This window comes from Dellaglioa sp. CoH-57-MRSF-18 (genome assembly GCF_056781995.1).
In genome coordinates this window covers 1-21,705 of the sequence record NZ_JBXAXX010000002.1, presented here as the reverse complement: position 1 = coordinate 21,705, position 21,705 = coordinate 1, and the positions used below count along the sequence as shown (strand labels likewise).

The 21,705-nt window shown below is 31.7% G+C and carries 22 protein-coding genes and 1 tRNA gene; 5 read left to right on the top strand and 18 right to left on the bottom strand.

Annotated elements, in window-relative coordinates; all coding sequences use genetic code 11:
* Positions 1-38: 38 nt before the first annotated feature.
* From tsf to AC1RPG_RS01910, 6 genes are all read right to left on the bottom strand, one after another.
* Entirely contained in the window at positions 39-914 is an 876-nt protein-coding gene (gene tsf / locus AC1RPG_RS01935) for a translation elongation factor Ts (protein ID WP_481761387.1), read from the bottom strand.
* A gap of 109 nt (positions 915-1,023) precedes the next feature.
* The gene (gene rpsB, locus AC1RPG_RS01930; protein WP_409022443.1) at positions 1,024-1,815 is read right to left on the bottom strand and encodes a 30S ribosomal protein S2; all 792 of its coding nucleotides are present in this window, start codon (positions 1,813-1,815) and stop codon (positions 1,024-1,026) included.
* A gap of 164 nt (positions 1,816-1,979) precedes the next feature.
* Positions 1,980-2,969 carry a D-2-hydroxyacid dehydrogenase gene (locus AC1RPG_RS01925; protein WP_481761388.1) on the bottom strand — a complete coding sequence of 330 codons (990 nt, stop codon included), beginning with the start codon at positions 2,967-2,969 and terminating at the stop codon, positions 1,980-1,982.
* A 30-nt stretch (positions 2,970-2,999) separates the two neighbouring features.
* Positions 3,000-3,992: a D-2-hydroxyacid dehydrogenase gene (locus AC1RPG_RS01920; protein ID WP_481761389.1), complete on the bottom strand. Its 993-nt coding sequence runs from the start codon at positions 3,990-3,992 to the stop codon at positions 3,000-3,002.
* 69 nt (positions 3,993-4,061) lie between these two features.
* Positions 4,062-4,337, bottom strand: coding sequence for a GIY-YIG nuclease family protein (locus tag AC1RPG_RS01915; protein WP_409022440.1), 276 nt, complete (start codon positions 4,335-4,337; stop codon positions 4,062-4,064).
* Entirely contained in the window at positions 4,327-5,073 is a 747-nt protein-coding gene (locus tag AC1RPG_RS01910) for a tRNA1(Val) (adenine(37)-N6)-methyltransferase (protein ID WP_409022439.1), read from the bottom strand. The genes AC1RPG_RS01915 and AC1RPG_RS01910 overlap by 11 nt, the downstream gene beginning before the upstream one ends.
* Positions 5,074-5,176: 103 nt before the next feature.
* Here AC1RPG_RS01910 and AC1RPG_RS01905 point away from each other — a divergent pair, with 103 nt between their 5' ends.
* The gene (locus tag AC1RPG_RS01905; RefSeq protein ID WP_409022438.1) at positions 5,177-5,812 is read left to right on the top strand and encodes a lysophospholipid acyltransferase family protein; all 636 of its coding nucleotides are present in this window, start codon (positions 5,177-5,179) and stop codon (positions 5,810-5,812) included.
* Positions 5,813-5,879: 67 nt separating this feature from the next.
* Here the strand turns inward: AC1RPG_RS01905 and AC1RPG_RS01900 are convergent, their stop codons facing one another.
* From AC1RPG_RS01900 to AC1RPG_RS01885, 4 genes are all read right to left on the bottom strand, one after another.
* Positions 5,880-7,667, bottom strand: a complete 1,788-nt coding sequence (locus tag AC1RPG_RS01900) for an ABC transporter ATP-binding protein (protein WP_481761390.1) — start codon at positions 7,665-7,667, stop codon at positions 5,880-5,882.
* On the bottom strand, positions 7,660-9,417 hold the full coding sequence (locus AC1RPG_RS01895) for an ABC transporter ATP-binding protein (RefSeq protein ID WP_481761391.1): 1,758 nt from the start codon (positions 9,415-9,417) through the stop codon (positions 7,660-7,662). Before AC1RPG_RS01895 ends, AC1RPG_RS01900 begins: the two co-directional genes overlap by 8 nt.
* Positions 9,418-9,484: 67 nt before the next feature.
* Positions 9,485-9,721 carry a YneF family protein gene (locus tag AC1RPG_RS01890; protein WP_112249992.1) on the bottom strand — a complete coding sequence of 79 codons (237 nt, stop codon included), beginning with the start codon at positions 9,719-9,721 and terminating at the stop codon, positions 9,485-9,487.
* A gap of 95 nt (positions 9,722-9,816) precedes the next feature.
* Positions 9,817-10,059 (bottom strand): DUF896 domain-containing protein, encoded by a 243-nt coding sequence (locus AC1RPG_RS01885; RefSeq protein WP_409022435.1) that lies wholly within the window; start codon positions 10,057-10,059, stop codon positions 9,817-9,819.
* Between the two features lie 147 nt (positions 10,060-10,206).
* On the opposite strand from AC1RPG_RS01885, the gene lexA reads away from it, so the two are divergent.
* Complete coding sequence (gene lexA / locus AC1RPG_RS01880; protein WP_409022434.1) at positions 10,207-10,827, top strand: transcriptional repressor LexA; 621 nt, start codon at positions 10,207-10,209, stop codon at positions 10,825-10,827.
* Positions 10,828-10,880: 53 nt separating this feature from the next.
* Here the strand turns inward: lexA and AC1RPG_RS01875 are convergent, their stop codons facing one another.
* Positions 10,881-12,032 (bottom strand): hydroxymethylglutaryl-CoA synthase, encoded by a 1,152-nt coding sequence (locus tag AC1RPG_RS01875; protein ID WP_481761392.1) that lies wholly within the window; start codon positions 12,030-12,032, stop codon positions 10,881-10,883.
* Between the two features lie 354 nt (positions 12,033-12,386).
* Here AC1RPG_RS01875 and AC1RPG_RS01870 point away from each other — a divergent pair, with 354 nt between their 5' ends.
* Together AC1RPG_RS01870 and AC1RPG_RS01865 are read left to right on the top strand one after the other, a co-directional pair.
* Entirely contained in the window at positions 12,387-13,250 is an 864-nt protein-coding gene (locus AC1RPG_RS01870; protein WP_481761393.1) for a hypothetical protein, read from the top strand.
* A 51-nt stretch (positions 13,251-13,301) separates the two neighbouring features.
* Positions 13,302-13,388 (top strand) — tRNA-Ser (locus tag AC1RPG_RS01865).
* A 398-nt stretch (positions 13,389-13,786) separates the two neighbouring features.
* Here AC1RPG_RS01865 and AC1RPG_RS01860 read toward each other — a convergent pair.
* The 7 genes from AC1RPG_RS01860 to AC1RPG_RS01830 are packed head-to-tail and all read right to left on the bottom strand — an operon-like array spanning position 13,787 to position 20,770.
* Complete coding sequence (locus AC1RPG_RS01860) at positions 13,787-14,305, bottom strand: adenine phosphoribosyltransferase (protein ID WP_481761394.1); 519 nt, start codon at positions 14,303-14,305, stop codon at positions 13,787-13,789.
* Positions 14,306-14,319: 14 nt separating this feature from the next.
* Positions 14,320-16,650, bottom strand: coding sequence for a single-stranded-DNA-specific exonuclease RecJ (recJ, locus tag AC1RPG_RS01855; RefSeq protein ID WP_481761395.1), 2,331 nt, complete (start codon positions 16,648-16,650; stop codon positions 14,320-14,322).
* Positions 16,651-16,667: 17 nt separating this feature from the next.
* A complete protein-coding gene (locus AC1RPG_RS01850) occupies positions 16,668-17,033 on the bottom strand; it encodes a lipopolysaccharide assembly protein LapA domain-containing protein (protein ID WP_481761396.1) in 366 nt (121 codons plus the stop codon).
* 11 nt (positions 17,034-17,044) lie between these two features.
* Positions 17,045-17,854, bottom strand: a complete 810-nt coding sequence (locus AC1RPG_RS01845) for an SDR family NAD(P)-dependent oxidoreductase (RefSeq protein WP_409022789.1) — start codon at positions 17,852-17,854, stop codon at positions 17,045-17,047.
* Positions 17,850-18,797, bottom strand: coding sequence for a ribonuclease Z (rnz, locus tag AC1RPG_RS01840; protein ID WP_481761397.1), 948 nt, complete (start codon positions 18,795-18,797; stop codon positions 17,850-17,852). Before rnz ends, AC1RPG_RS01845 begins: the two co-directional genes overlap by 5 nt.
* Before the next feature lie 19 nt (positions 18,798-18,816).
* Positions 18,817-20,103, bottom strand: a complete 1,287-nt coding sequence (locus AC1RPG_RS01835; RefSeq protein WP_481762402.1) for a sensor histidine kinase — start codon at positions 20,101-20,103, stop codon at positions 18,817-18,819.
* Entirely contained in the window at positions 20,093-20,770 is a 678-nt protein-coding gene (locus tag AC1RPG_RS01830; protein WP_409022427.1) for a response regulator transcription factor, read from the bottom strand. Before AC1RPG_RS01830 ends, AC1RPG_RS01835 begins: the two co-directional genes overlap by 11 nt.
* 79 nt (positions 20,771-20,849) lie before the next feature.
* Between AC1RPG_RS01830 and AC1RPG_RS01825 the strand changes: the two genes are divergently transcribed.
* Entirely contained in the window at positions 20,850-21,134 is a 285-nt protein-coding gene (locus AC1RPG_RS01825) for a hypothetical protein (RefSeq protein ID WP_481762401.1), read from the top strand.
* The last annotated feature ends 571 nt before the right edge of the window (positions 21,135-21,705 follow it).

Here is a 21,705-nt window from a genome sequence, read left to right as displayed (position 1 = left end):
GTTTGTGCTTAAAGCACAAACTTTTGGATTGTAGAAAATTATTTAATTTGGCCCATAACTTCGTCTACAAAATTATTTTCTTTCTTTTCAAGACCTTCTCCAACTTCATAACGGATAAATAATTTAACTTTTCCACCCTTAGAAGCAACATACTTAGCAACTGTCATGTCAGGATCTTTAACAAAATCTTGATCATCTAAGCTAATATCAGCTAGATATTTATTTAAACGACCCTCAACCATTTTTTCAATGATATTTGCTGGTTTGCCTTCATTAGCAGCTTCTTTAGAAAGTACTTCTTTTTCATGTGCCAATTCATCAGCAGGTACTTGTTCACGAGATACATACTTAGGATTAATTGCAGCAACATGCATAGCAACATCTTTAGCAGTTGATTCATCAGCATCTGTAACGACAACAAGTGTTGAAATTGAGCCACCCATATGTGAGTATGATCCAAAACTTTCATTATCAGTTTTTTCTACTAATTCAAAACGACGTAATGAAATTTTTTCACCAATTACTTGTGTTGCTTCAATTAAATCATCATTAATTGTGCCACGGTCTGTTTTAATTGTAAGTGCTTCTTCAACATCTTTAGGATGTGCTTCAGCAATTTTAGTAGCAATCAATTTAACAAGTGTTTTGAATTGTTCGTTTTGAGCAACGAAATCAGTTTCTGCGTTAACTTCAACAATAGCTGCAAAGTTACCAGAGAATTGAACATCAGATAGACCTTCAGCAGCAACACGGTCACTTTTTTTAGCAGCCTTTGCCATACCTTTTTCGCGGAGGAAATCGATTGCTTTTTGCATATCACCGTCAACTTCAACGAGTGCTTTTTTTGCGTCCATCATACCGACACCAGTTGTATCACGTAATTCTTTAACTTGAGAAGCAGAAATTTTTGCCATTTGAATGGCCTCCTTGTTTAAATAATTTAATTGATTTTATATCTAAAAAAACTGCCTCAAAAGAAAGGGCCATTACAGTACCTAATTTTGAGACAGCCTAATTTATTTACTATTCAGCAGTTTTTTTATCATTTCCGCCTTCAACAGCTTCAACGATATCTTCGATTGAATCTACTTTTTCGTCAGCCTTTTTGAAAGAAGCTTCATTCACTTCTTCTTTACCTTGATTAGTTTCAATAATAGCATCAGCCATTTTTGCAGTAATCAAACGTACAGCACGAATTGCATCATCATTTGAAGGGATTTTTACATCAATTTCATCTGGATCACTATTTGTATCAACCATAGCGATGATAGGAATATTCAATTTTTGAGCTTCCTTAACAGCGATACGTTCTTTACGAGGATCAACAATGAATAATACATCAGGGATGCGAGGCATATCTTCAATACCACCCAAGAATTTTTCAAGACGATCTCTACGTTTAATTAATAAAGAAACTTCTTTTTTAGGAAGAAGATCAAATGTGCCATCTTCTGACATTTTTTTGATTTCTTTAAGACGTTTGATACGTTTTTGAATTGTGTTCCAGTTAGTTAAAGTTCCACCTAACCAACGATGGTTAACAAAGTATTGTCCAGCACGAGTTGCTTCTTCTTCAATAGCATCTTGTGCTTGTTTCTTTGTACCAACAAAAAGAACAACACCATCATCTTCAGCAGCTTTTTTCATTGATGCATAAGCAGCATCAACTAATTTAACTGTTTTTTGTAAATCAATGATATAAATACCATTTCTTTCAGTAAAGATGTATGGTTTCATCTTTGGGTTCCAGCGACGTGTTTGATGTCCAAAATGAACACCGGCTTCGAGCAATTGTTTCATACTAATAACAGCCATAATGTAGTGCCTCCGAGTAAAAGTTTTATTTTCCTCCCAAGTGTTCAACTGTGCTAAGACTCTCCCGAGCACCCTCAGTCACATCCCACAAGGTGTGAATTGATGTTTTAACATCGTCTTTAAGTATACAAAATCTAAAATTAGAACACAAGTCTTATTTTTAATTATTTAACTTCTGTTTCCACAACGCCTGTTGTTAAAAATTGATAAGCACTATTCAAAGCAATTTCAACCATATTTTTAACTGCAGTTTCAGTATAGAATGCAATATGAGGTGTTAAAATAACATTTACCATATCTAAAAGTTCATTAAATAATGGATCTTCAATAGATGAGTCCGTTAAATCATGATTAAATATTGGATTTTCGAATTCATACGTATCTAAAGCTGCTCCACCAACTTGTCCTGATTTTAATGCGTCAATTAAATCTTCAGTATTAATTAACGTTCCACGGGCTGTATTTACAATCAGAACTCCGTGTTTCATTTTTTCAAATGAATCTCGATTAAGCATGTGTTCATTCTCTTTTGTAGCTGGCGTATGTAATGTAATAACGTCTGCTTGTTCGAACAACTCATCTAATGTATCAACATAAATACCACTCTTTTTTAATTCAGCATTTGGATAGACATCGTATGCAATAACTTTTGCACCGAATCCTTTGTAAATGTCCATTGCAACCCGGCCAATACGTCCAGTTCCAATAACACCCACGGTTAAGCTTCTCAACTCGCGTGAAATATTTGGAGCCCAACGATAGTCTTGATTTTTAATTTTTAAATTAAATTCTGGTGTTCTTCTTAAGAGTTGCATCAATTGTGTCACAGAAAATTCAGCAATCGCGTTAGGTGAATACGCTGGGACATTTGTCACCGTCACACCGTATTTTTTAGCTGCAACTAAATCAATATTATCAACCCCGACATTTCTAACAGAAAGAATCTTAATATTCATCTCTTTCATTTTAGAAAATAATGTTTCGTTATAAGGGATTGTTTGCAATGCAATAATACCATCAAATCCATCCGCTTGCTGTATCGTTTCATTCGTTAATAAATCTTGAGTAATTTCAACATCAACTTGATTGTCATCAGACCATTGATTACCAAATCCAACTTCATCTTTTCTCATACCGAACGCAATTAGTTTCATAATACAAAATCCTCCATTTTCTGACTAATTTTATTTAAATTTAACTTCTTTATCAGAATGTCCTGTTTCTATTAAGTCTTTACTTGCATTCAAAGCATCTATAACCATATTCCTGACAGCAGGCTCTGTATAGAACGCTGTGTGTGGGGTAATTAACACATTCTCACGTTGCAATAAGTTTTTAAAAGTACCATTTACTTGTGATTCTGTTAATTCTTTATTGAAATAATCAGTCTCATTTTCAAGTGTATCTAATGCGGCACCGGCTACTTTCCCTGAATCTAGCGCTCTTATCAGTGCATCGGTGTCAATCAATGTTCCTCTGGCCATATTCAAAATATGCACACCATTTTGCATTTTACTAAATGCTTCGTCATCTAATAAATGATAATTATCTTCAGTAGCAGGGCTATGAATTGTGATAACTGTTGATTTTGCATATAGCTCATCTAATGTATCAACATAGATTCCTTCTTCTTTCAAAGCAGGATTTTGATAAATATCATATCCAATAATTTTTGCACCAAATGCTTTAAAAATTTTAATGGCTGTTTGCCCAATTCTTCCTGTACCAATCACACCAACTGTTTGTGTGCGGATTTCTTTAGAGATATCGGGTTCCCAAGTGAAATCGTTATTCTTCATTTTACGATTAAATTGTGGTGTTTTTCTAAATAACTCCAACAATTTAGCTACAGATAGCTCCGCAACAGCACTTGGAGAATAAGATGGCACATTCGTCACAATCAATCCATACTTATTAACTGCATCCCCATCAACGTTATCCACACCAGTATTACGAATCGATAAATAATTAATATTTAAATCATGAATTTTTTTAATTAATTCAGGTGTATAGTCCTTTTGTTGGTAGGCAACGATAGCGTCATAATTTTCTGCTAATTGAACTGTTTTTTCGTCTAATAATTCATTAACAGTTTTTATTTTAATTTGATTATCTTTTTCCCATTCTTGGACATACAATAATTCATCTTCTCGGATACCATACGCAATGATTTTCATAATGTTATACCTCTTTATTTTAAAATTTATACTTTCATTATATCATTTGAAATCTTTTTATACATTATTTCAGATTTCAACTGATTGCTTTTTTAAATAAGCAATTTTTTTATCTCTTGATTGGTGTTTGAAAGCATATTCTTTCTTTAATGCTTCAGATTTCGTTTCAAATGATTCCTGCAAAATCATTTTCAAAGGCCGTCTACTAGCTAATTTTGTGTACTTTGCACCTTTCCCTGCATTATGCGTTGCAAGTCTTTTTTCGGGATCCGTTGTAAATCCGCCGTATAGTGTATTATCAGCGCACAGTAATACATAGAAATAATATTTTTTTTCATCTTCCATAAACAATCTCCTGAACCATTTGTGTGTACTCATCATCGTTACCATAAACAACAATAGGAGGCATAATCCTAATTCCTGCTGCATTGCCATCCTTAATTGCTTCAATTAGGACCATGTTAGCCTCTTTTCCCTCTTTTGGATGAACAAATTGGATTTTTTTAGGCGCCAACCGATGATTAACCATTTTACTTAGAATTTCAGGCAATCGATCAGGACGGTGTACGAAAAAAGTTTTCCCCTTCATTTTCAATAAACCGCTAGTAATTTCTAGAATACTATCTAAATTAGTTGTAATTTCATGTCGTGCAATTGCTAAATACTTGTTAGGATTCTGAGAAGATTGTGGCGTATTTGGAAAATAAGGTGGATTACACAATACGGTATCAATTGAGTCTTTTTCTAGATAATCAAACGTGTTGATTAAATCTGTTTGCTTAACTTGTACTTGATTTTCCAAGTGATTCAATTCAATACTTCTATTTGCCATATCAGCTAATTTTTCTTGAAGTTCAATCTGATAAATTTGACCCTTTGTTTTTTGACTAACAAATAACCCGACTGCACCATTGCCCGCACATAAATCAACTATTTTAGTTGATTCTTTTCTTGAAACATCTGCAAAATGGGCTAATAAAACAGCATCCAGTGAAAAAGAAAAAACATCTGAACTCTGAATGATTTTAATTTGATTTGAGTATAATTGGTCAATACGTTCATTGTTATTAAGTGAAACCATTTTTCATTACCCATTTTCTATAATTTTTTTTAAACTTGCAACTTTTAATTTAATTAGTCATACTTACCATACAAAGTTTAAAATTTGAAAGGATTGTTGCCACATGTTTTATTCATTTGCACGAGGTATTGTACGAGTACTTTTATTCTTAATCAATGGGAATGCCCACTATATTAATAAAGAAAAACTACCTGAAGGATCGTATATTTTAGTAGGTCCACACCGAACTTGGTTTGACCCCCTTTACTTTGCCTTAGCTGGTAGTCCTAAAAAGTTTTCATTTATGGCAAAAAAAGAACTATTTGTAAATCCAATTTTACGCTATATCTTAATTCATGCCAATGCTTTTCCAGTTGATCGAGAAAATCCAGGTCCATCAACAATTAAAACGCCAGTTAAATTTTTAAAAAAAGGCGAATTATCATTAATTATGTTTCCCTCAGGTACCCGACATTCCGAGGAATTAAAAGGTGGTTCACTCTTAATTGCTCGAATGGCACAGGTACCCCTAGTTCCAGCAGTCTATCAAGGTCCATTAACCTTAAAGCAACTTTTCAGTAGAAAAAGAGTAACCGTTTCATTCGGTGATCCAATCTATTTAGACAAAAAAACAAAATTGACTGATGAGGTCCAAACAGAAATGGACACCCAATTAATGGCTGCATTTCAAAAATTAGATACTGAAATTAATCCCAATTTTAAATATGTTGATCCCCATAAAAGTAAAAATAATAATTAAATTCCAAAAAAAATACTGGTAGGAAATCATATTGATTTTCTACCAGTATTTTTATTTAAAATTAAACTTAATCATCTGATATATTTTGTAAACTATACATGTCAGCGTATTTACCATTTAATTTTAGTAATTCTTCATGTGTTCCTCGTTCAACAATTTGACCCTTATCCAACACTAGAATTTGGTTAGCGTCAACAATAGTTGACAGTCTGTGTGCGATAACAAGCGTCGTTCTATTTTGTCTCATTTGTTTTAACCCATCTTGTATAAGTTGTTCCGTCTCCGTATCAATATTAGCTGTAGCTTCATCCAATATTAAAATTTTGGGATTAGTTACAATCGTTCTCGCAAATGAAATCAATTGCTTTTCACCAGCGGAGTATGTTGCCCCTCGTTCAACAACTTTCGTTTGATACTGCCGAGGTAATTTATCAATAAATTGATCAGCATGAACAAATTTAGCAGCTTTTTCAATTTGTTCATCAGTAATATCTTGATTAAACATTCTAATATTTGAAGCAACATTACCATAAAATAAAAATGAATCTTGTAATACAAGCCCCATTTTTTTACGTAACTCTTCTGTCGAATATTTTTTAATATCTAAACCATCAATTAAAATTTGCCCTTCTTCAAAATCATAAAATCTCATCAAAATATTGATGGTTGAACTTTTACCACTACCCGTGTGTCCAACGAAAGCAAGTGTTTCACCAGGTTGTACCGTAAATGATATATTCTTTAAAACAGCATTCTCATCATCATAAGAAAAAGTAACATTTTTGAATTCAATTTTACCTTCAGTAATTGTGGCTCCTGCCACGGGTGTTTGTTGTGGTTCTATTGTTTGGTCATCAAGAACACTAATGATTCGGCTACCTGCAACGATTCCATCTTGGAAAGTTGTCAAATAATCCATTAAGTTTGTCATGGGATTGAAGAAATTTTGTAAATATGTTAGAAATGCATATACCATTCCTGCTTCAACAAAATGATCTAAACTGCTAATTCCAAATAACCCAAGTGTCATTACTACAGCCAATGCATAAAATAAACTAATAATTGGTGAAAGTAACAATGAATTAGTTCGAATCATTTCAAATCTTTTTTTCAAATAAAGTTCATTAGTGTCCTCAAATTCGCCTTCAATCCGTTTTTCTTGGCGAAATTGTTGAATCACATTTATTCCAACGATAGATTCATTTAATTTAGTATTTAATCGACTCAAATATTCTCTCATTTGTCGATAAACCTTTGAACTAAACCGTTGGTAATACCATGTTGTTATTAGTAAAATTGGTATAAAAATCAACGTTACCAATGCAATCTGTGGCTTGGCAATATACATTGCTACAAAAGCAGAGATAAGTGAAAATACACCAACGATTAATGTCATAAATAGCGTCCAAAAATCTGCTAATGTCATCGTATCATTAGTAACCCTAGAAACAACAGCTCCAGCCGGTGTCTTATCAAAGTAACGCATCCCTAACGTGTGAATTTTTTTAAAAAGAATGACACGTATTTTTTCTAATGTTTTTTCTGCACCCATTGAGTACAAATACATTTGAATGAATTGAGTAATTGCTTTTAAAATTACACCGATAAAGTAAAGACCCGCAAATAAAAACATAATATTTAGTGGTGTTGATTTCGATTGAAGATAGTTATCCATATAATACTGTAAAAGAAGAGGTAGTAATATATTAATTCCACTTAATATGGCCGCAAATAAAATTGCGATTAAAAAATCGGCTTTAAAATCTTTTGTATAGGGCAACAATCTTTTAATAACTGTTCTTTGTTCTTTACCGCTCAGTTCTTTTTGCCAGCTAGATTTAGGCTTTTCACTCATTAATTTCATCTCCCTCTAACTTGCTTTCAAGTTGTTGTTTAGTTGTCATTTGATAGTACCAACCTTTTGATGTCATTAACGTATCATGCTGTCCTCGCTCAATAATTGTTCCACCATCAATTACGATAATTTCATCTGCATCTTTTACACTACTCATACGGCTTGCAGAAATAATAGTTGTTTTATTTTGACGTTTCTCTTTTAATCTAGTTAAAATAATAGATTCCGTTCTGGCATCAACTGCCGAAAGAGCATCATCCAAAATTAATAGCTCTGGATTAATTACAAGGGCACGAGCGATAGCTAAACGTTGCTTTTGGCCACCAGAGAGGGATATTCCTTGTTCTCCAACCTCTGTTTCATATTTTAGTGGTAATTCAGTGATATCACTATCCAAATCAGCATTAAATGCAGCCATTTCAACCTTTTCTTTTGTTAAATTCATATTAGCAAAACGTATATTATTTAAAATAGTTGTTGAAAATAAAAAGCTTTCCTGAGGAACGTAACCAATTGACTTCAGATACGTATCTAAGGCATACTCTTTAATATTTGAATTATTAACTGAAATCATTCCGTTGTATGCATCAAATTCACGAAGTATCAATTTCATAATCGTTGATTTGCCAGCACCCGTTTTTCCAACAATGCCAAGAGTTTGACCAGAACCAATTTCAAATTTAACATTATGCAAGCTTTCCCGATCATCATCTGGATAATTAAAATGCTGGACATCAAATTTAAAAGATCCCACCGGTAATTTATCTAACCCCTTTTCATTATCTACAATGCCACTTTTTTGATTTAATAATATTTGAACACGATCATAACTAGCATTTCCACGTTCAATAACATTAAATAATCGACCAATAGCAAACATCGGCCAAACAAGTAACGCAATATAACTTATAAATGAAATCAGTTGTCCAATTGAAATAACGTTGTTAGCCACATAGTATCCACCTAAAATGATAGTGCAAACATATGACAATCCAATAATTAAACTTGTTATTGGATCAAACAATGCATCCAATAAATTAACTTTTCTATTAATCTTGATAGTTTCTTCAACTTTTCCTTCAAAATCTTCAATATCTTCTTGTTCTTGTCCAAGAGTCTTAATCACTTTAATTCCGCTGACACTCTCTTGCGTTTTATTATTCAACGTTGAAAACGCTGCTTGAGATGTAGAGAAAGCAGTGTGTATTTTAGTTCCTAAATATCTAGCCATAACCGCCAATAAAGGTAACGGAATAATTGCTAAGATTGTTAAACGCCAATCTATTAAAAATATCATTGCAATTATAGTTGTCCCACCCGTGATAATTGAATCAGCAAAAGTTAGTATACCTGCACCAGCAACCTGCTGAATAGCTGTTAAATCATTCGTTGCATGTGCCATCAAATCGCCTGTTCTATTTTGCTGAAAAAAAGATTGATCCATTTGCATAAAATGTTTAAATAATCGAGTACGTAAAATTTTTTCAAGGCGAGCAGCGCTACCCCAAATATTGGTTCTCCAGATATATCTAAACAGATATTGCCCTAATGCAACAAAAACTAAGATACTAATCCAAATTGCTAACTTACTCACTGTTAGTTCATTTTCACTCATACTATCAACGATATTTCCAATAATTTTAGGTGGAATAATTTGGAAGATTGCCACTAAAATCAGAAAGAATACTGCGATTCCATACGATTTTTTTTCTTGTTTAAAAAACCATCCAAGTTTTCTAAATATAGTCATTCTAACTCCTCCTTTTTATAAAAAAAAACAAGCAAAGGAAATCCTTGCCTGTTCATAAAATATTAAATTATTTTTTTTGCGAACTATTTTTTGCTTGTGCATTCATAGATGACATCATCTGATGTAATTTCTTTTCAGAAGGTTTTTGGCCCATTTGGACCATCATCATTCTTAACATATCTTCATTGATTGGTGGGTTCTTTTGTAAATATGTTTCCATATACTTACGAGCACCGAAAAATCCTCCGACAAGTCCAACTGCTAACGCAATAACGGCGATTAAAATCGTCATTCCCATTGACATAATTCAAGACCCCTTTCAATTCACTTCAATCACTAATTCTACACAATTTTCACATAAAAGAAAAGGTAAATCTATTCAAATTGGGAACTATTTTCTTAGTTATCTCGTAAACCTTTATCACGTTGAACTTTTTTTACTTTGTCAGGTGTTACTTCTTTACCTGTTTTATCATAAACCTGCATCATTTCAACTCGACTTCTAAAACTTTCTCTAAATAATGCAAGATACGTTTCACGAAGTTCTTTTCTTTCAGCTTCTTCAGCCTTTGTTAAACCTTCATCAGTTTTACTTTTTGCAGCTAATTCATTTATTCTTGGTGCTAAATCTTCTGGGATCATTTATTATCACTCCTTAAAATTTCACTCATAAGCATACCTGATAATATGATAAAAAACAATTATTCAAATTAACCGAACGTTTGTTTGCAACAACTACTTTCATATGCTACTATTAAAATAATAAATAATGATGATGAGGTGTACTAAATGACAAAAGCATCTGACAGCAAACAACTTGCAGTCTTGCGCTTTATTCATGAACGAGTGGACACGAAGGGTTATCCACCAACTGTTAGAGAAATTGGCGAAGCTGTTTCTCTATCATCTACTTCCACTGTTCATGGACACATTGCTCGACTTGAAAAAAAAGGATTACTAACTAAAGATCCCACCAAACCTAGGGCAATTGAACTTACACCACTTGGATTAGATGCGATTGGCGTTAATAGTCATGAAAATTTAATTCCAATGGTCGGGACCGTTACTGCTGGTGTACCCATTTTGGCTGTTGAACAGGTAACTGATTATTTCCCCCTCCCACCTGACTTTAATTCCTCAGATGATTTATTCATGTTAACAATTCGCGGAGAAAGCATGATTAATATTGGGATATTAAATGAAGATCAAGTTATTGTCAGAAAACAGTCAACTGCTGAAAATGGTGAAATTGTTATTGCAATGAATGAATTTGATGAGGCAACCTGTAAAAGATTTTTCAAAGAAGAAAATCATTTTCGTCTCCAACCCGAAAATGATTCAATGGAACCAATTATTTTAGATTCTGTCTCTATTTTAGGCAAAGTCATTGGACTCTATCGTCATTTTTAATGAACAAAGCAGAAAAAGCTACTAAATTAGTCAGACTAATCTAGTAGCTTTTTCTATTGAATAGAATATTGCCTTTGCATATTTTTGCTGCCTATTAAAATATATTTAGATTTATCATTACTGTAATCTAAATAAATATCTGCTCCATCATTTTTTAAATGATTTTGATACATATTCTCGTATAATTCAATAGAAACTTGAACACGTTCTTCTAAATTAATTTTCGGTAATTGACTCTTGAAATTATCTGTTAATGTACCAGAAAAGAATTCTCCAACTGCCCCTGAACCATAGCTATACATCCCTATTCTATCACCGGCCTCTAAATCATTACTATTTTCAAGTAAAGATATAAAGCTTAAATATAGTGAGCCAGTATATAAATTTCCAACCTGATTATTATACTTTTTAGCTGCCTCAAATTCTCGTTCTAATTCAATTTTTTTGCTATCTGTCGCTTCATTAAGGACTTCTCTTAAACCTTTAACACCAAGTTTTGTATATGGCAAATGATATAAAATAGCCTTAAAATCAGCAACAGTTAATCCTGTTTTATTTTTATACTCATTCCATGTTTGATTAAAAAAATCTAAATATACGTTCTGAGAAGTTTTACCGTCTACAAGTGCTTCGCTGTGATTTAATGGGCGCCAAAAATCCATAACATTTTCCGTTACAAATCCACTATCTGCATCTAATAAAAGTATTTTTGGGTTTTTCGTAATAATCATTGCGACAGCGCCGCCACCTTGTGTAGGTTCACCCGCAGTATTTAGACCATATCTAGCAATATCAGCACCAATGACTAAAACCTGACTATTTGGATTAAGCGACACATGTCCTTTTGCCAATTGAATAGCGGCCGTTGCTCCATAGCAAGCTTGCTTAATTTCGATTGATCTCACGTGTTTTAAGCCTAAAAGACCTGAAACGTAGGCTCCTGCCGACTTTGAATTATCAATACCGGATTCTGTTGCAAAAATAACAAAGTCAATTTTGTCTCTATTTTCGTTATCTATTAATAGATCTGCAGCATTTGCACCCATCGTCACCACGTCCTGTGTCGGCGGTATAACAGCCATTTTTGATTGGCCAATTCCAATTAAATATTTATTAGGATCTACATTTCTGACATTAGCTAATTCTGACATATCAACGTACTGATTCGATGTAAAAAAATTAATTCGATCAATTCCAATTTTCATTAATCTTCCAGCTTCCATTTATTATATTGTTTTTATTGTACTTGATGTCTCATTTGATGGCAAGATTTGGTATCACTGGTTTAAAAAGGTATCATTATTCAGTTTCAAATACTAAACCTAAATACTTTTATTACTACCCTAGAAATATCTTTATCAATAAACTATCACACTCGGCGAACAGATAAAATTTGGCAACGATTACAAGACTCATTGGTCGTATTGCACTTAATTGCACTTAATTGCACTTAATTCCCCTTGAATACTAATTATAGAATCACTTTATGTATTCTCTTGTAATTGTCCAGTTAGACGTATAAAATTTAACCATATATTTATACGAAAAAGGGGATTAATATGATTGCACAAACATTTTATTTAATTGTTTTAATTATTTGGGTGTCTATGATTGGGTTAACTATTTGGGATAAAGGTTTGACTAATTTTTTTAAATATATATTCACCCCTACAAAAATACCAAGACAAAATAGATTTAAACACCCTTTTTTGTCGTTTTTAGTTATTCAAGAAAAAGAACAAAAATTTTATTTTTATGCAGTAAGTTTTTTAATAGGTACAATTTTTGGTCTAATGTTTTTCCCCAGGTTCTTAATTTTAAGACTACTAACATTTAGCATTGCTTCATTACTGTTTTGTTATAGTTTTTTTTCATACCTAAAATTATTCCCTAAAAAAACAAAACTCTGGCAAATTGAATCGTATTTATTATTACTTATTACTACATTCATTTTTTATCTAATTAATTATATGAATTTGATTACACCACTAATGGAAACAACAGTTATTTTTACATTTATATTAGGTATTATTATCATTACCTTTAGTTCATTCTATTTATTAAAATTACTTTCATACATTGTTCAAAATAATTTTGCACATACTGTACAGGTTATTGCTGAATTTGCATTAAATATTTTCTATGAAGGTTTGCTTGTTGGAACTTCTTTAATAGGCGTTTTAGGAGGTGAATCAAAAGTTACCGAATTTGTCTCTAAGTTACCCAGTGTCCATGTTGTTGATCACTTAGTAGCTATTTCATATTATGGCTTGAGTGATTTTTTTGGAGACCCCATAAATTCTATTCAAAATGTTCAGTCATATCCAACAATAATTTTATATATTCATCTGCTAAGCTTATTATTTGGCGCAAGCTACACGTGGATATTTCTTGCTAACTTAATAAGCATTGATAATAATTAAATGAGTTTTGCAATTATATTAAAAAGTTGATATACTAAACAAAGTTATTTTGGAGAGTTGGCAGAGTGGTAATGCACCGGACTCGAAATCCGGCGAACGCTGTAATGGCGCGCGCAGGTTCAAATCCTGTACTCTCCTTTTTATATCATATTAAACCAAAATAAAAAAACACAAACGCCAGTTTAAAGGCATTTGTGTTTTTTATTTTGTATAAAAAGAGACTATAAAGCATTAAAACATCATATGACTTTGCACATATTTCGCACATTTTTATATACCTAACATTAAAAAAGCTTTAAGTGACTTTCTGAATTATAAAAAATCAGTATTATACCTGTATCTTGGACCCAAACTGATGTATATATAATTAATATTTCGCAAACAACCGTCTGTTCTTGGTAAAAGGAAGATAATATTCAAAAGCTCGTAGCTTAATTTAAAAATAAAAAGCTCTAGTATTGGACGAAAATCCAATACTAGAGCCTCATTTTATAAAATTATACAACAATAGCTATCATAAAGCTGTAATCATGAATTTAATAGTTCATTAAACTGAATATATCATAGTCTTTTATTTTTTGACGGCCCTTTAAATCATCTAATTCAATAAAAAAGGCAGTCCCTACAACAATACCACCTAATTGTTCAACTAATTCTATCGTCGCTGCAATCGTACCACCAGTTGCTAATAAATCATCTGTTACTAAAACCCTCTGTCCAGGTTGTACCGCATCCTTATGCATATATAGTGCAGATTCTCCGTACTCCAATGCATACTTGGCCTCAACGGTTTCTCGAGGTAACTTACCTTTTTTTCTAGCTGGTGCAAATCCTACACCTAGATCATAGGCCACTGGACATCCAACAATAAACCCTCTAGCTTCAGGGCCAACAATCATCTCAACATTTTTACTCTTGGCATATTCTACAATTTTATTTGTTGCTTCGCGGTATGCTGCTCCGTCTGCCATTAAGGGTGATATATCTCGAAAAACAACACCTTTTTCTGGGTAATCAGGAATTGCAGCAATATACTTTGTTAAATCTAATACCATTAATAAACGCTCCTTTAATCTTCTGTATTCAATTGTTCAAGTATCCACTTTTTAAGATCATTCTCTTTAGAGTAGACTAACTTATCTTCAGCTAATATTCGATTATTTCTTAGCTTATATTCAGAAGTATTTTTAATGTCCATTTTATTTGTTGTACTTTTTCCAGTCATTAATCCATCTTTTATTTTAACAAATTCCAACTCTAAAAACACCTTAATCATGAATATTAATAAATTTTTCTTTATTTTTAAAAAATCAGATAAGACGATTAGTTGATTATTAATATCAACATCTTTATGACTCATCACAAATTTATATAACTTTGCATACTGTTCTCTGGATGGCATACCATCTAAATAGGCACTGTTAGTCTTTAAAAATACTGCAATTATTTTCTGACTATCCGATAAACGTAATATTGTAGACATTTGTTCCAACGAGCTTGGGCAATCTACAAATATAATTGTTCTTTGATTATCAAAATCTGATACACTTTTTAGTTGATCAGCCTGCTTAAATATCTGTTTGTCTGATGAAAATTGTTTTACTTGGTCATAATTTTTTTTATTCCAGAATATAAACAAGCCTTCATTTTGAAATAAACTTTTATTCACGTGGTCAGTTCTTTCATCAATAATTACAAGCCCTTCAAATTTAATGTCCTGTACCATTAACTGTAAATTTGTTTTATTCATCCATACATTTTTTTCAATTTCACCGATTAATTTGATCTCATCTAAAGTATTCTTGAAATCATCAACATACTTTGCATTTGAAAATGAAATTCCACTAATTTTTTCTTTCTCACCAACAACTTCAAATTTTAAGTGAGTTCCTGTTTTACCAATAGCCTTAACATTTTGTATTGATTTATATTTAATTTCAAAAATCGGTTTTTCATTGTCTGTACCAAATGGTTTTAATTTTTCAATATCCTTATAAAAATCCAAAGTCAATTGATCTACATTTAGCTTTGCTACAACCACTTTGGCTGGCTTAACGTTCAATTGAATTCCTTGAGATACTGCTTCATTTTCCAAGTCTAATCTAAATCTTTCTAAGTTTTGAATGGGAAATGTTAATCCCACGGCCATATGATGTCCACCAAAATGAGATGTTAATTCTCTATGTTCATTAATTGCGTTATACAAATGAAATGTATCAATACTTCGACCGGATCCTTTTAAATAGCCCTTCTCTGTATCTTGGTTTAAAATAATTGTCGGTTTACCAGTTACTTCAACAACACGACTAGCAACGATACCTAATACACCTTCGTGCCAATTTTCACCTGTTATTACCAGTGTTTTCTTGTACTGATTATACTCTGCTGTAGCCTGTTTCAATGCTAGTTCTAATATATCTGCTACAATTTTTTGACGGCGTACATTTTCAGATTGAACAAAGTTTGCTATTTCCTGTGCTCGTTCATCGTCTAGACTAGTTAACAGTTCAACACCAATATTTGCATCACCTAATCGCCCAATTGCATTTAAACGCGGCGCAATACCAAAACCAATATCTTTTTCATCTACTGTTTCCTGTTTTACATTCGCAACTTCCATTAATGCAATCAATCCTGGCCGGAACGTTTGTTGTAAAACCTTCAGACCGAAACTTACAAGTGAACGATTTTCATCTGTCAGTGATACCAAATCTGCTACTGTACCGATTACCACTAAATCTAGTAATTCTTCTGAAATATCACCTGTTAATGCACTCGCAACTTTAAATGCCACACCAGCACCTGAAAGTTCTCCAAACGGATATTTTCCTTCAGGATGTCGAGGATGAATTATTGCATAAGCCTTTGGTAAAACATCTGGTAATTCATGATGATCGGTTACGATAACATCTATACCTTGAGATTGAGCAAATTCTATTGCTTCATTCCCTGATACACCATTATCAACAGTAATAATCAAATTAGTACCATTGTCTATTATTCTTTTATAAGCATCTACATTAGGTCCGTAACCATCTATAAATCGGTTAGGTATATAAGTTTCCACATCTGCGCCCATATCACTAAGTGTCTCAAACATGATTGAGGTACTCGTTAACCCATCAGCATCATAATCACCATAAACCGTTATTTTTTGATTTTTAACTATTGCTTGTTGAATTCGTTCAATTCCTTTACTCATATCATGCATAAGCATTGGATCGTGAATGTTTTCTGCTCCTACATTTAAAAAATCAGTAATAGCTTTTTCAGATGTAAGTCCGCGGCTCCATAGTAAAGATATCAATGAATGATCTAATTGAATATTTTCAAATATTTCATTAGGTATTTTGTCATTACTTAAATCTAAAAACTTCCAACTATACTTTGATTCAATCATGTTAAACCTCTACTTTACTAACGATTTATATTTTCTGATTTTAACGTTTTAATTTCATTTTGTAGTAATTGAACTTCTTTTCTATTCTGAGTTTTTATTTTATCAATTGAATTTTTCAATGATTCATCAAAATTATTTTTATAGTCATCCAATTGTTGATTTAATTCTTTATTTTCTTTTTTTAATTTTAAAGTTGCACTTGTTGTTAACAGACCTATCAGTAGTGCTCCTGCTAAAATTGAAAATAATAAAATAAGAATCATTGGCATTTTAATTTCTGCAAACCAAAAATTAATTGAAACTTCCTTTACATTTAAAATTGAAAAAATTGCTATTACGATAATAAGTAATAACGCTATGATTGTTCGCCATTGTTTTTTCATATTTTCCCCCACTATTTTTTGTTAAATACTGTACCCGCAAGTAAATCTCCCATTTTAGGGAAAATTGTATATCCCAAATATGCCATTTCCATATAATATGGTAAATTAATTTCGCGTTTATTTGTACTTATGTTTCTTGATATAATCTTTGCAACATGCGCAGGATTTAGCATCATTGATCCAATATTTTTTAAATAGTTGCCCTCTTTATCAGCTATTTTGAAGAAATTAGTATCAATTGGTCCAGGATTAACTGTCATAACTTTAATCCCTAGTGGTTTTAATTCTAATCTCAACGCATTAGAATAACCAAGGACACCATATTTCGTTGCTGAATAAATTGCTGATTTCGGTGTTGCAATTTTCCCAGCAATAGATGCAATATTAATAATAACGCCATATTTTCTATCTGCCATATTTAGCGCAACATTTTGAGTCATGTACATTAGCCCCAAGACGTTTACTCTAAACATTTTTTCAGCAACATCCATATCAAAAGATAACACATTCTCCATCAAACCAAACCCTGCATTATTTATAAGTACTTCAATCGGTCCAATTGAAGATTCAATTTTTTTAACCATTTTTTCAATTTGAATTGGATCAGAAACATCACATTCAATCGCATAAGCCAATCGACCAGATAGACGCTGACAAGCATCTTTAACCTCTGTAAGTTTATCCATTTGTCTAGCGCAAATAACAACAATTGCACCTTTTCTAGCAACCTCATATGCCAGTTCCTTACCTAAACCACTTGAACCACCACTAATTAGAACGATTCTATTACGTAAATCTTTTAACTCTTTATATTGACTAATCATTTACTTTTTCCTTTTGAGAAAACGGCACATTAATTACATCAAAATCTCTAACAACCGTTGTATTTTTAAAGATACTTCTTGCCTCACTCTGTAAAGTAATGGCCATTTTACCAACATATCTTGCGGAAATATGTGTCAATAATAACATTTTCACGTTTGATTTTTTAGCGATTTCTGCAGCCTGAGCACTAGTTGTATGATAATAATTCCTTGCCATTTTTGATTCAGCTTTTTCAAATGTACTCTCATGAACCAGAACATTTGCATTTTCAGCTAATGTATAACTATTTTTTGTTTTTCTTGTATCGCCCAAAATTGTGACAATACGCCCTTTTTTAGTTTCTCCCAAAAAATCATTTCCATTTAATTTTGTGCCGTCTTCTAATTGAACTATTTTACCGGCTTTTAATTCTCCATAAATTGGACCAGACGGAATATTTAATTCTTTAAGTTTATCTATTTGTAATTCGCCTGCATAATCATGTTCCACAATTCGATAACCCACGCTTATAATACGATGATCTAAGTAATCAAAATATACTTTAAAAGTGCTATCTTCAAATATTAATCCAGGTTTATCAAGTTCTACAAATTTAATTGTATATGACAACTTCGTTTCAGAAACTTGTAAACTGGTCTTCACAAAATTTTGAATTCCTTTAGGACCAAAAATAGTTAAAGGTCCATTACCTCCTTGAAATGATCGGCTACTCAAAAGACCTGGCAACCCAAAAATATGATCTCCGTGTAAATGTGTAATGAATATTTTTTCGATTTTCCGAGGTTTTATTGTCGTTTGTAAAATTTGATGTTGTGTTGCTTCACCTACATCAAACAACCAAACACTATTACGTTCATCTAGTAGTTTTAGTGCAATACTGGTTACATTTCTATTTTTTGCAGGTGCTCCTGCTCCTGTACCTAAAAATTCTAATTCCATATTATTAACCTATCCTTACTTATTCATTTGATTTCATTGGTAATGTAACTTCAAAAACGACACCCTTCGGTATCTTATTTCTAACTTCAATTTTACCTTTATGCTCTTCAACGATCCATTTCGCAATTGACAAGCCTAACCCATTACCACCTGTTTTACGATTTCTTGATTTTTCTTCTCTATAAAAGCGTTGGAAGATTATTTTTTTATGTGTATCACTAATATTTTCTCCATCATTAATGACTTGTATCACTAGTTGCTTAGCCGACTCAATAACGATAAACGAAATTTCATTACCCGCTACTGTGTATTTCAATGCATTATCAAGTAAAATGACAATTAATTGATGTATACGGTCTTCGTCTAATTGAATGTACTTACTTGCAATATTTATTTGAAAATAAAATTGTTTATTTTGACTAAGCGCAATATCTGCATAAGGATGAATAATATTCTCAAAGTATTCCTTAGCAAGGACTTTCTTAAAGTTAAACACATTAGCATTAGAATCTGAATTAGCTAACAATAATAGATCTTTTGTTAGATTATTTAATCGTCTAATCTCACTTAATGAAGTTGCAATTGACTCGCTTTCATCGATAATATTTGCATTAGGTTTTGTTAACAAATACTCTAATTTATTTTGTACTATCGTCAATGGTGTTCTAAGCTCATGGGCTGCATTATCGATAAATTCTCTTTGCTTATTCCATGCACTAATCGTTGGTTTAATACTAATAGATGATAAAATAACACTTAAGGCAATCGACAACATTCCAAAAATAAGCAGAGATACAAGTAAAATATTCCTAAAACTAATCAATGAGTTTTGATTAATCTCAATATTTTCAATAATTTGAATATATCGTGCTTTATGCCATTTTTTAACAGCTGAGTCTGGAATTTCCATTAAGTATGACCTAAACGTAGGTCCGTTTTTTTGTTTAATTGTTTTAAATTTGTTTAAATCAGATTTTTTAAATGGTATCTTATTAAAAACGGGGTATCTGGTACCCATTGCATCTTTATTAATTATTTCTCCATTTTGTGACCATAAGATTTGATAGACTTTAAAGTCAGGTGCTTGCTTCAAAAGTGGACTATCATCGATTCTATTTATGGAGACATAATTAGAATCTTTTATTCGTCTAATTTGTTTTTTCATTGATATATCTACATTAACTGTTAAGGTGTCATTAAATGAACTATATACAATTAAACCAAGTGTTACAAAAATAATACTGAAGCTTAAAAGATACATAAAAAATAATTTTATACGCGTATCTCTATTTGCCTTATTTTTCATCAGGTTCAACCAGATAACCAACGTTTCTAATTGTTCGAATCATTTTTTCATGACCAATCTTTTTTAATTTTTTTCTCAGATTACTCATATAAACTTCTACAACCGTAATGCTAGTATCGGACGTAAATCCCCAAACACGGTCAAATATTTGTTCTTTCGTTAAAATAGTATTCTTATTTTCCAGTAAGTATGTTAAAAATTCATACTCTTTACCCTGTAAATTGATAGATTGGCTGCCAGAAATAATTGTTCTGTTATCAGATAAAATCATATCTTGATATTTTAATTCACTATCTATTTCAAATTTCATTGTTCTTTTCAGAAGAGCCTTTATTCTCATTTGTAATTCGTTTAAATTGAATGGCTTAGCTAAATAATCATCCGCCCCTAAATTAAATCCGGTAATTTTATCGTCAACACTATCTTTTGCTGATAAGATTAGCACTGCCGTGTCAATTTTCTTTTCTCGAATTTTTTTTAATACATCAAATCCCGATATTGTAGGAAGCATTAAATCTAAAATAATAATATCATATATATTTTGTGAAGCTTTAAAAAAGCCTTCCTCGCCATCGAACGCTTGCTCTAACGTCATAATTTTTGCTGTTGCTTCAACAATATTATCAGAAATAATTGTATCATCTTCAATAATTAATCCTCTTGGCATTTTTTTTCCTCATTCCTTTCATTTTCATTAAAAAAAATGCATAATAATTATATCTTCTACTAAAGGATGGTTAAATATTATGCGAATGATCGATTTAGAATTAGCCACTATTGATTTAAATAAAAATTTTAATTTATATTACACTACTAATAATCTATTTTACCCTATTTCTAAGGTAATTAGTACATCAGAATATTTTATTTTAATTGTTACTCCCTCTGATAAACCCTTGTTACTTCAAGATTTACTTCACGTATCTGAGTTGAAATCACGTCATAATAAGCTGTTTATCCAAACTATTGATAAAAATTTACATTTAATTTTAGGTTATAAAATAGATCATAATAAACTATTTTTAGCTTAAAACTTAAAATAGATCTGTCTTCATTCTACTCTGATGCTATTATATATATCGCATGGAGTATTAATAAAAAATGCTAACTGCTGTTATACAGTTAGCATTAGTGACATTTGTTAATAGATAAAGTTATTCTACATAATTATCCTGTCTTTATAGTATATCTAAAAAATGGAGGTAAAACAAATGAATATTCTATCTACAACAGTAAGTATCGTTGCCCTATTAATTTCACTGTATACCCTGTACATCGTCCTAAAAAGTAATAGATAAATTAAACGCTAATTTTTAACACAATACATTATTCATACAACTACTGGATTAAGTCATCAATTGTCCTATCTTATTCAAAAAAGGACAATATTAGTTTGTTGAAACAAATTTAAAAAACATTATAGAACATAGCTATTTTAAGGGTGTACACTTTCTGGTGTTGGTGAAATAAAATTCATCAACACCAGTTTTTTATTCTGAAAACAAAAAAAGAGGCCACCATGACCTGTACTAGGCCCTGTCAAGTTGACGGATGAAATAATATAAAATTTAATATGTTTCTAAATGGCTTTATCCCAGTATT

Coding starts and splice junctions, on each gene's coding strand:
- AC1RPG_RS01920 (WP_481761389.1), bottom strand. CDS start 3,992: ATGAAAATCATTGCGTATGGTATCCGAGAAGATGAATTATTGTATGTC.
- AC1RPG_RS01890 (WP_112249992.1), bottom strand. CDS start 9,721: ATGTCAATGGGAATGACGATTTTAATCGCCGTTATTGCGTTAGCAGTT.
- AC1RPG_RS01925 (WP_481761388.1), bottom strand. CDS start 2,969: ATGAAACTAATTGCGTTCGGTATGAGAAAAGATGAAGTTGGATTTGGT.
- AC1RPG_RS01895 (WP_481761391.1), bottom strand. CDS start 9,417: ATGACTATATTTAGAAAACTTGGATGGTTTTTTAAACAAGAAAAAAAA.
- recJ (WP_481761395.1), bottom strand. CDS start 16,650: ATGATTGAATCAAAGTATAGTTGGAAGTTTTTAGATTTAAGTAATGAC.
- AC1RPG_RS01850 (WP_481761396.1), bottom strand. CDS start 17,033: ATGAAAAAACAATGGCGAACAATCATAGCGTTATTACTTATTATCGTA.
- AC1RPG_RS01860 (WP_481761394.1), bottom strand. CDS start 14,305: ATGGTATTAGATTTAACAAAGTATATTGCTGCAATTCCTGATTACCCA.
- AC1RPG_RS01830 (WP_409022427.1), bottom strand. CDS start 20,770: ATGCCAAGAGGATTAATTATTGAAGATGATACAATTATTTCTGATAAT.
- lexA (WP_409022434.1), top strand. CDS start 10,207: ATGACAAAAGCATCTGACAGCAAACAACTTGCAGTCTTGCGCTTTATT.
- AC1RPG_RS01875 (WP_481761392.1), bottom strand. CDS start 12,032: ATGAAAATTGGAATTGATCGAATTAATTTTTTTACATCGAATCAGTAC.
- AC1RPG_RS01885 (WP_409022435.1), bottom strand. CDS start 10,059: ATGATCCCAGAAGATTTAGCACCAAGAATAAATGAATTAGCTGCAAAA.
- rpsB (WP_409022443.1), bottom strand. CDS start 1,815: ATGGCTGTTATTAGTATGAAACAATTGCTCGAAGCCGGTGTTCATTTT.
- AC1RPG_RS01905 (WP_409022438.1), top strand. CDS start 5,177: ATGTTTTATTCATTTGCACGAGGTATTGTACGAGTACTTTTATTCTTA.
- AC1RPG_RS01825 (WP_481762401.1), top strand. CDS start 20,850: ATGCGAATGATCGATTTAGAATTAGCCACTATTGATTTAAATAAAAAT.
- tsf (WP_481761387.1), bottom strand. CDS start 914: ATGGCAAAAATTTCTGCTTCTCAAGTTAAAGAATTACGTGATACAACT.
- AC1RPG_RS01915 (WP_409022440.1), bottom strand. CDS start 4,337: ATGGAAGATGAAAAAAAATATTATTTCTATGTATTACTGTGCGCTGAT.
- AC1RPG_RS01910 (WP_409022439.1), bottom strand. CDS start 5,073: ATGGTTTCACTTAATAACAATGAACGTATTGACCAATTATACTCAAAT.
- AC1RPG_RS01835 (WP_481762402.1), bottom strand. CDS start 20,103: ATGAAAAATAAGGCAAATAGAGATACGCGTATAAAATTATTTTTTATG.
- AC1RPG_RS01870 (WP_481761393.1), top strand. CDS start 12,387: ATGATTGCACAAACATTTTATTTAATTGTTTTAATTATTTGGGTGTCT.
- AC1RPG_RS01900 (WP_481761390.1), bottom strand. CDS start 7,667: ATGAGTGAAAAGCCTAAATCTAGCTGGCAAAAAGAACTGAGCGGTAAA.
- rnz (WP_481761397.1), bottom strand. CDS start 18,797: ATGGAATTAGAATTTTTAGGTACAGGAGCAGGAGCACCTGCAAAAAAT.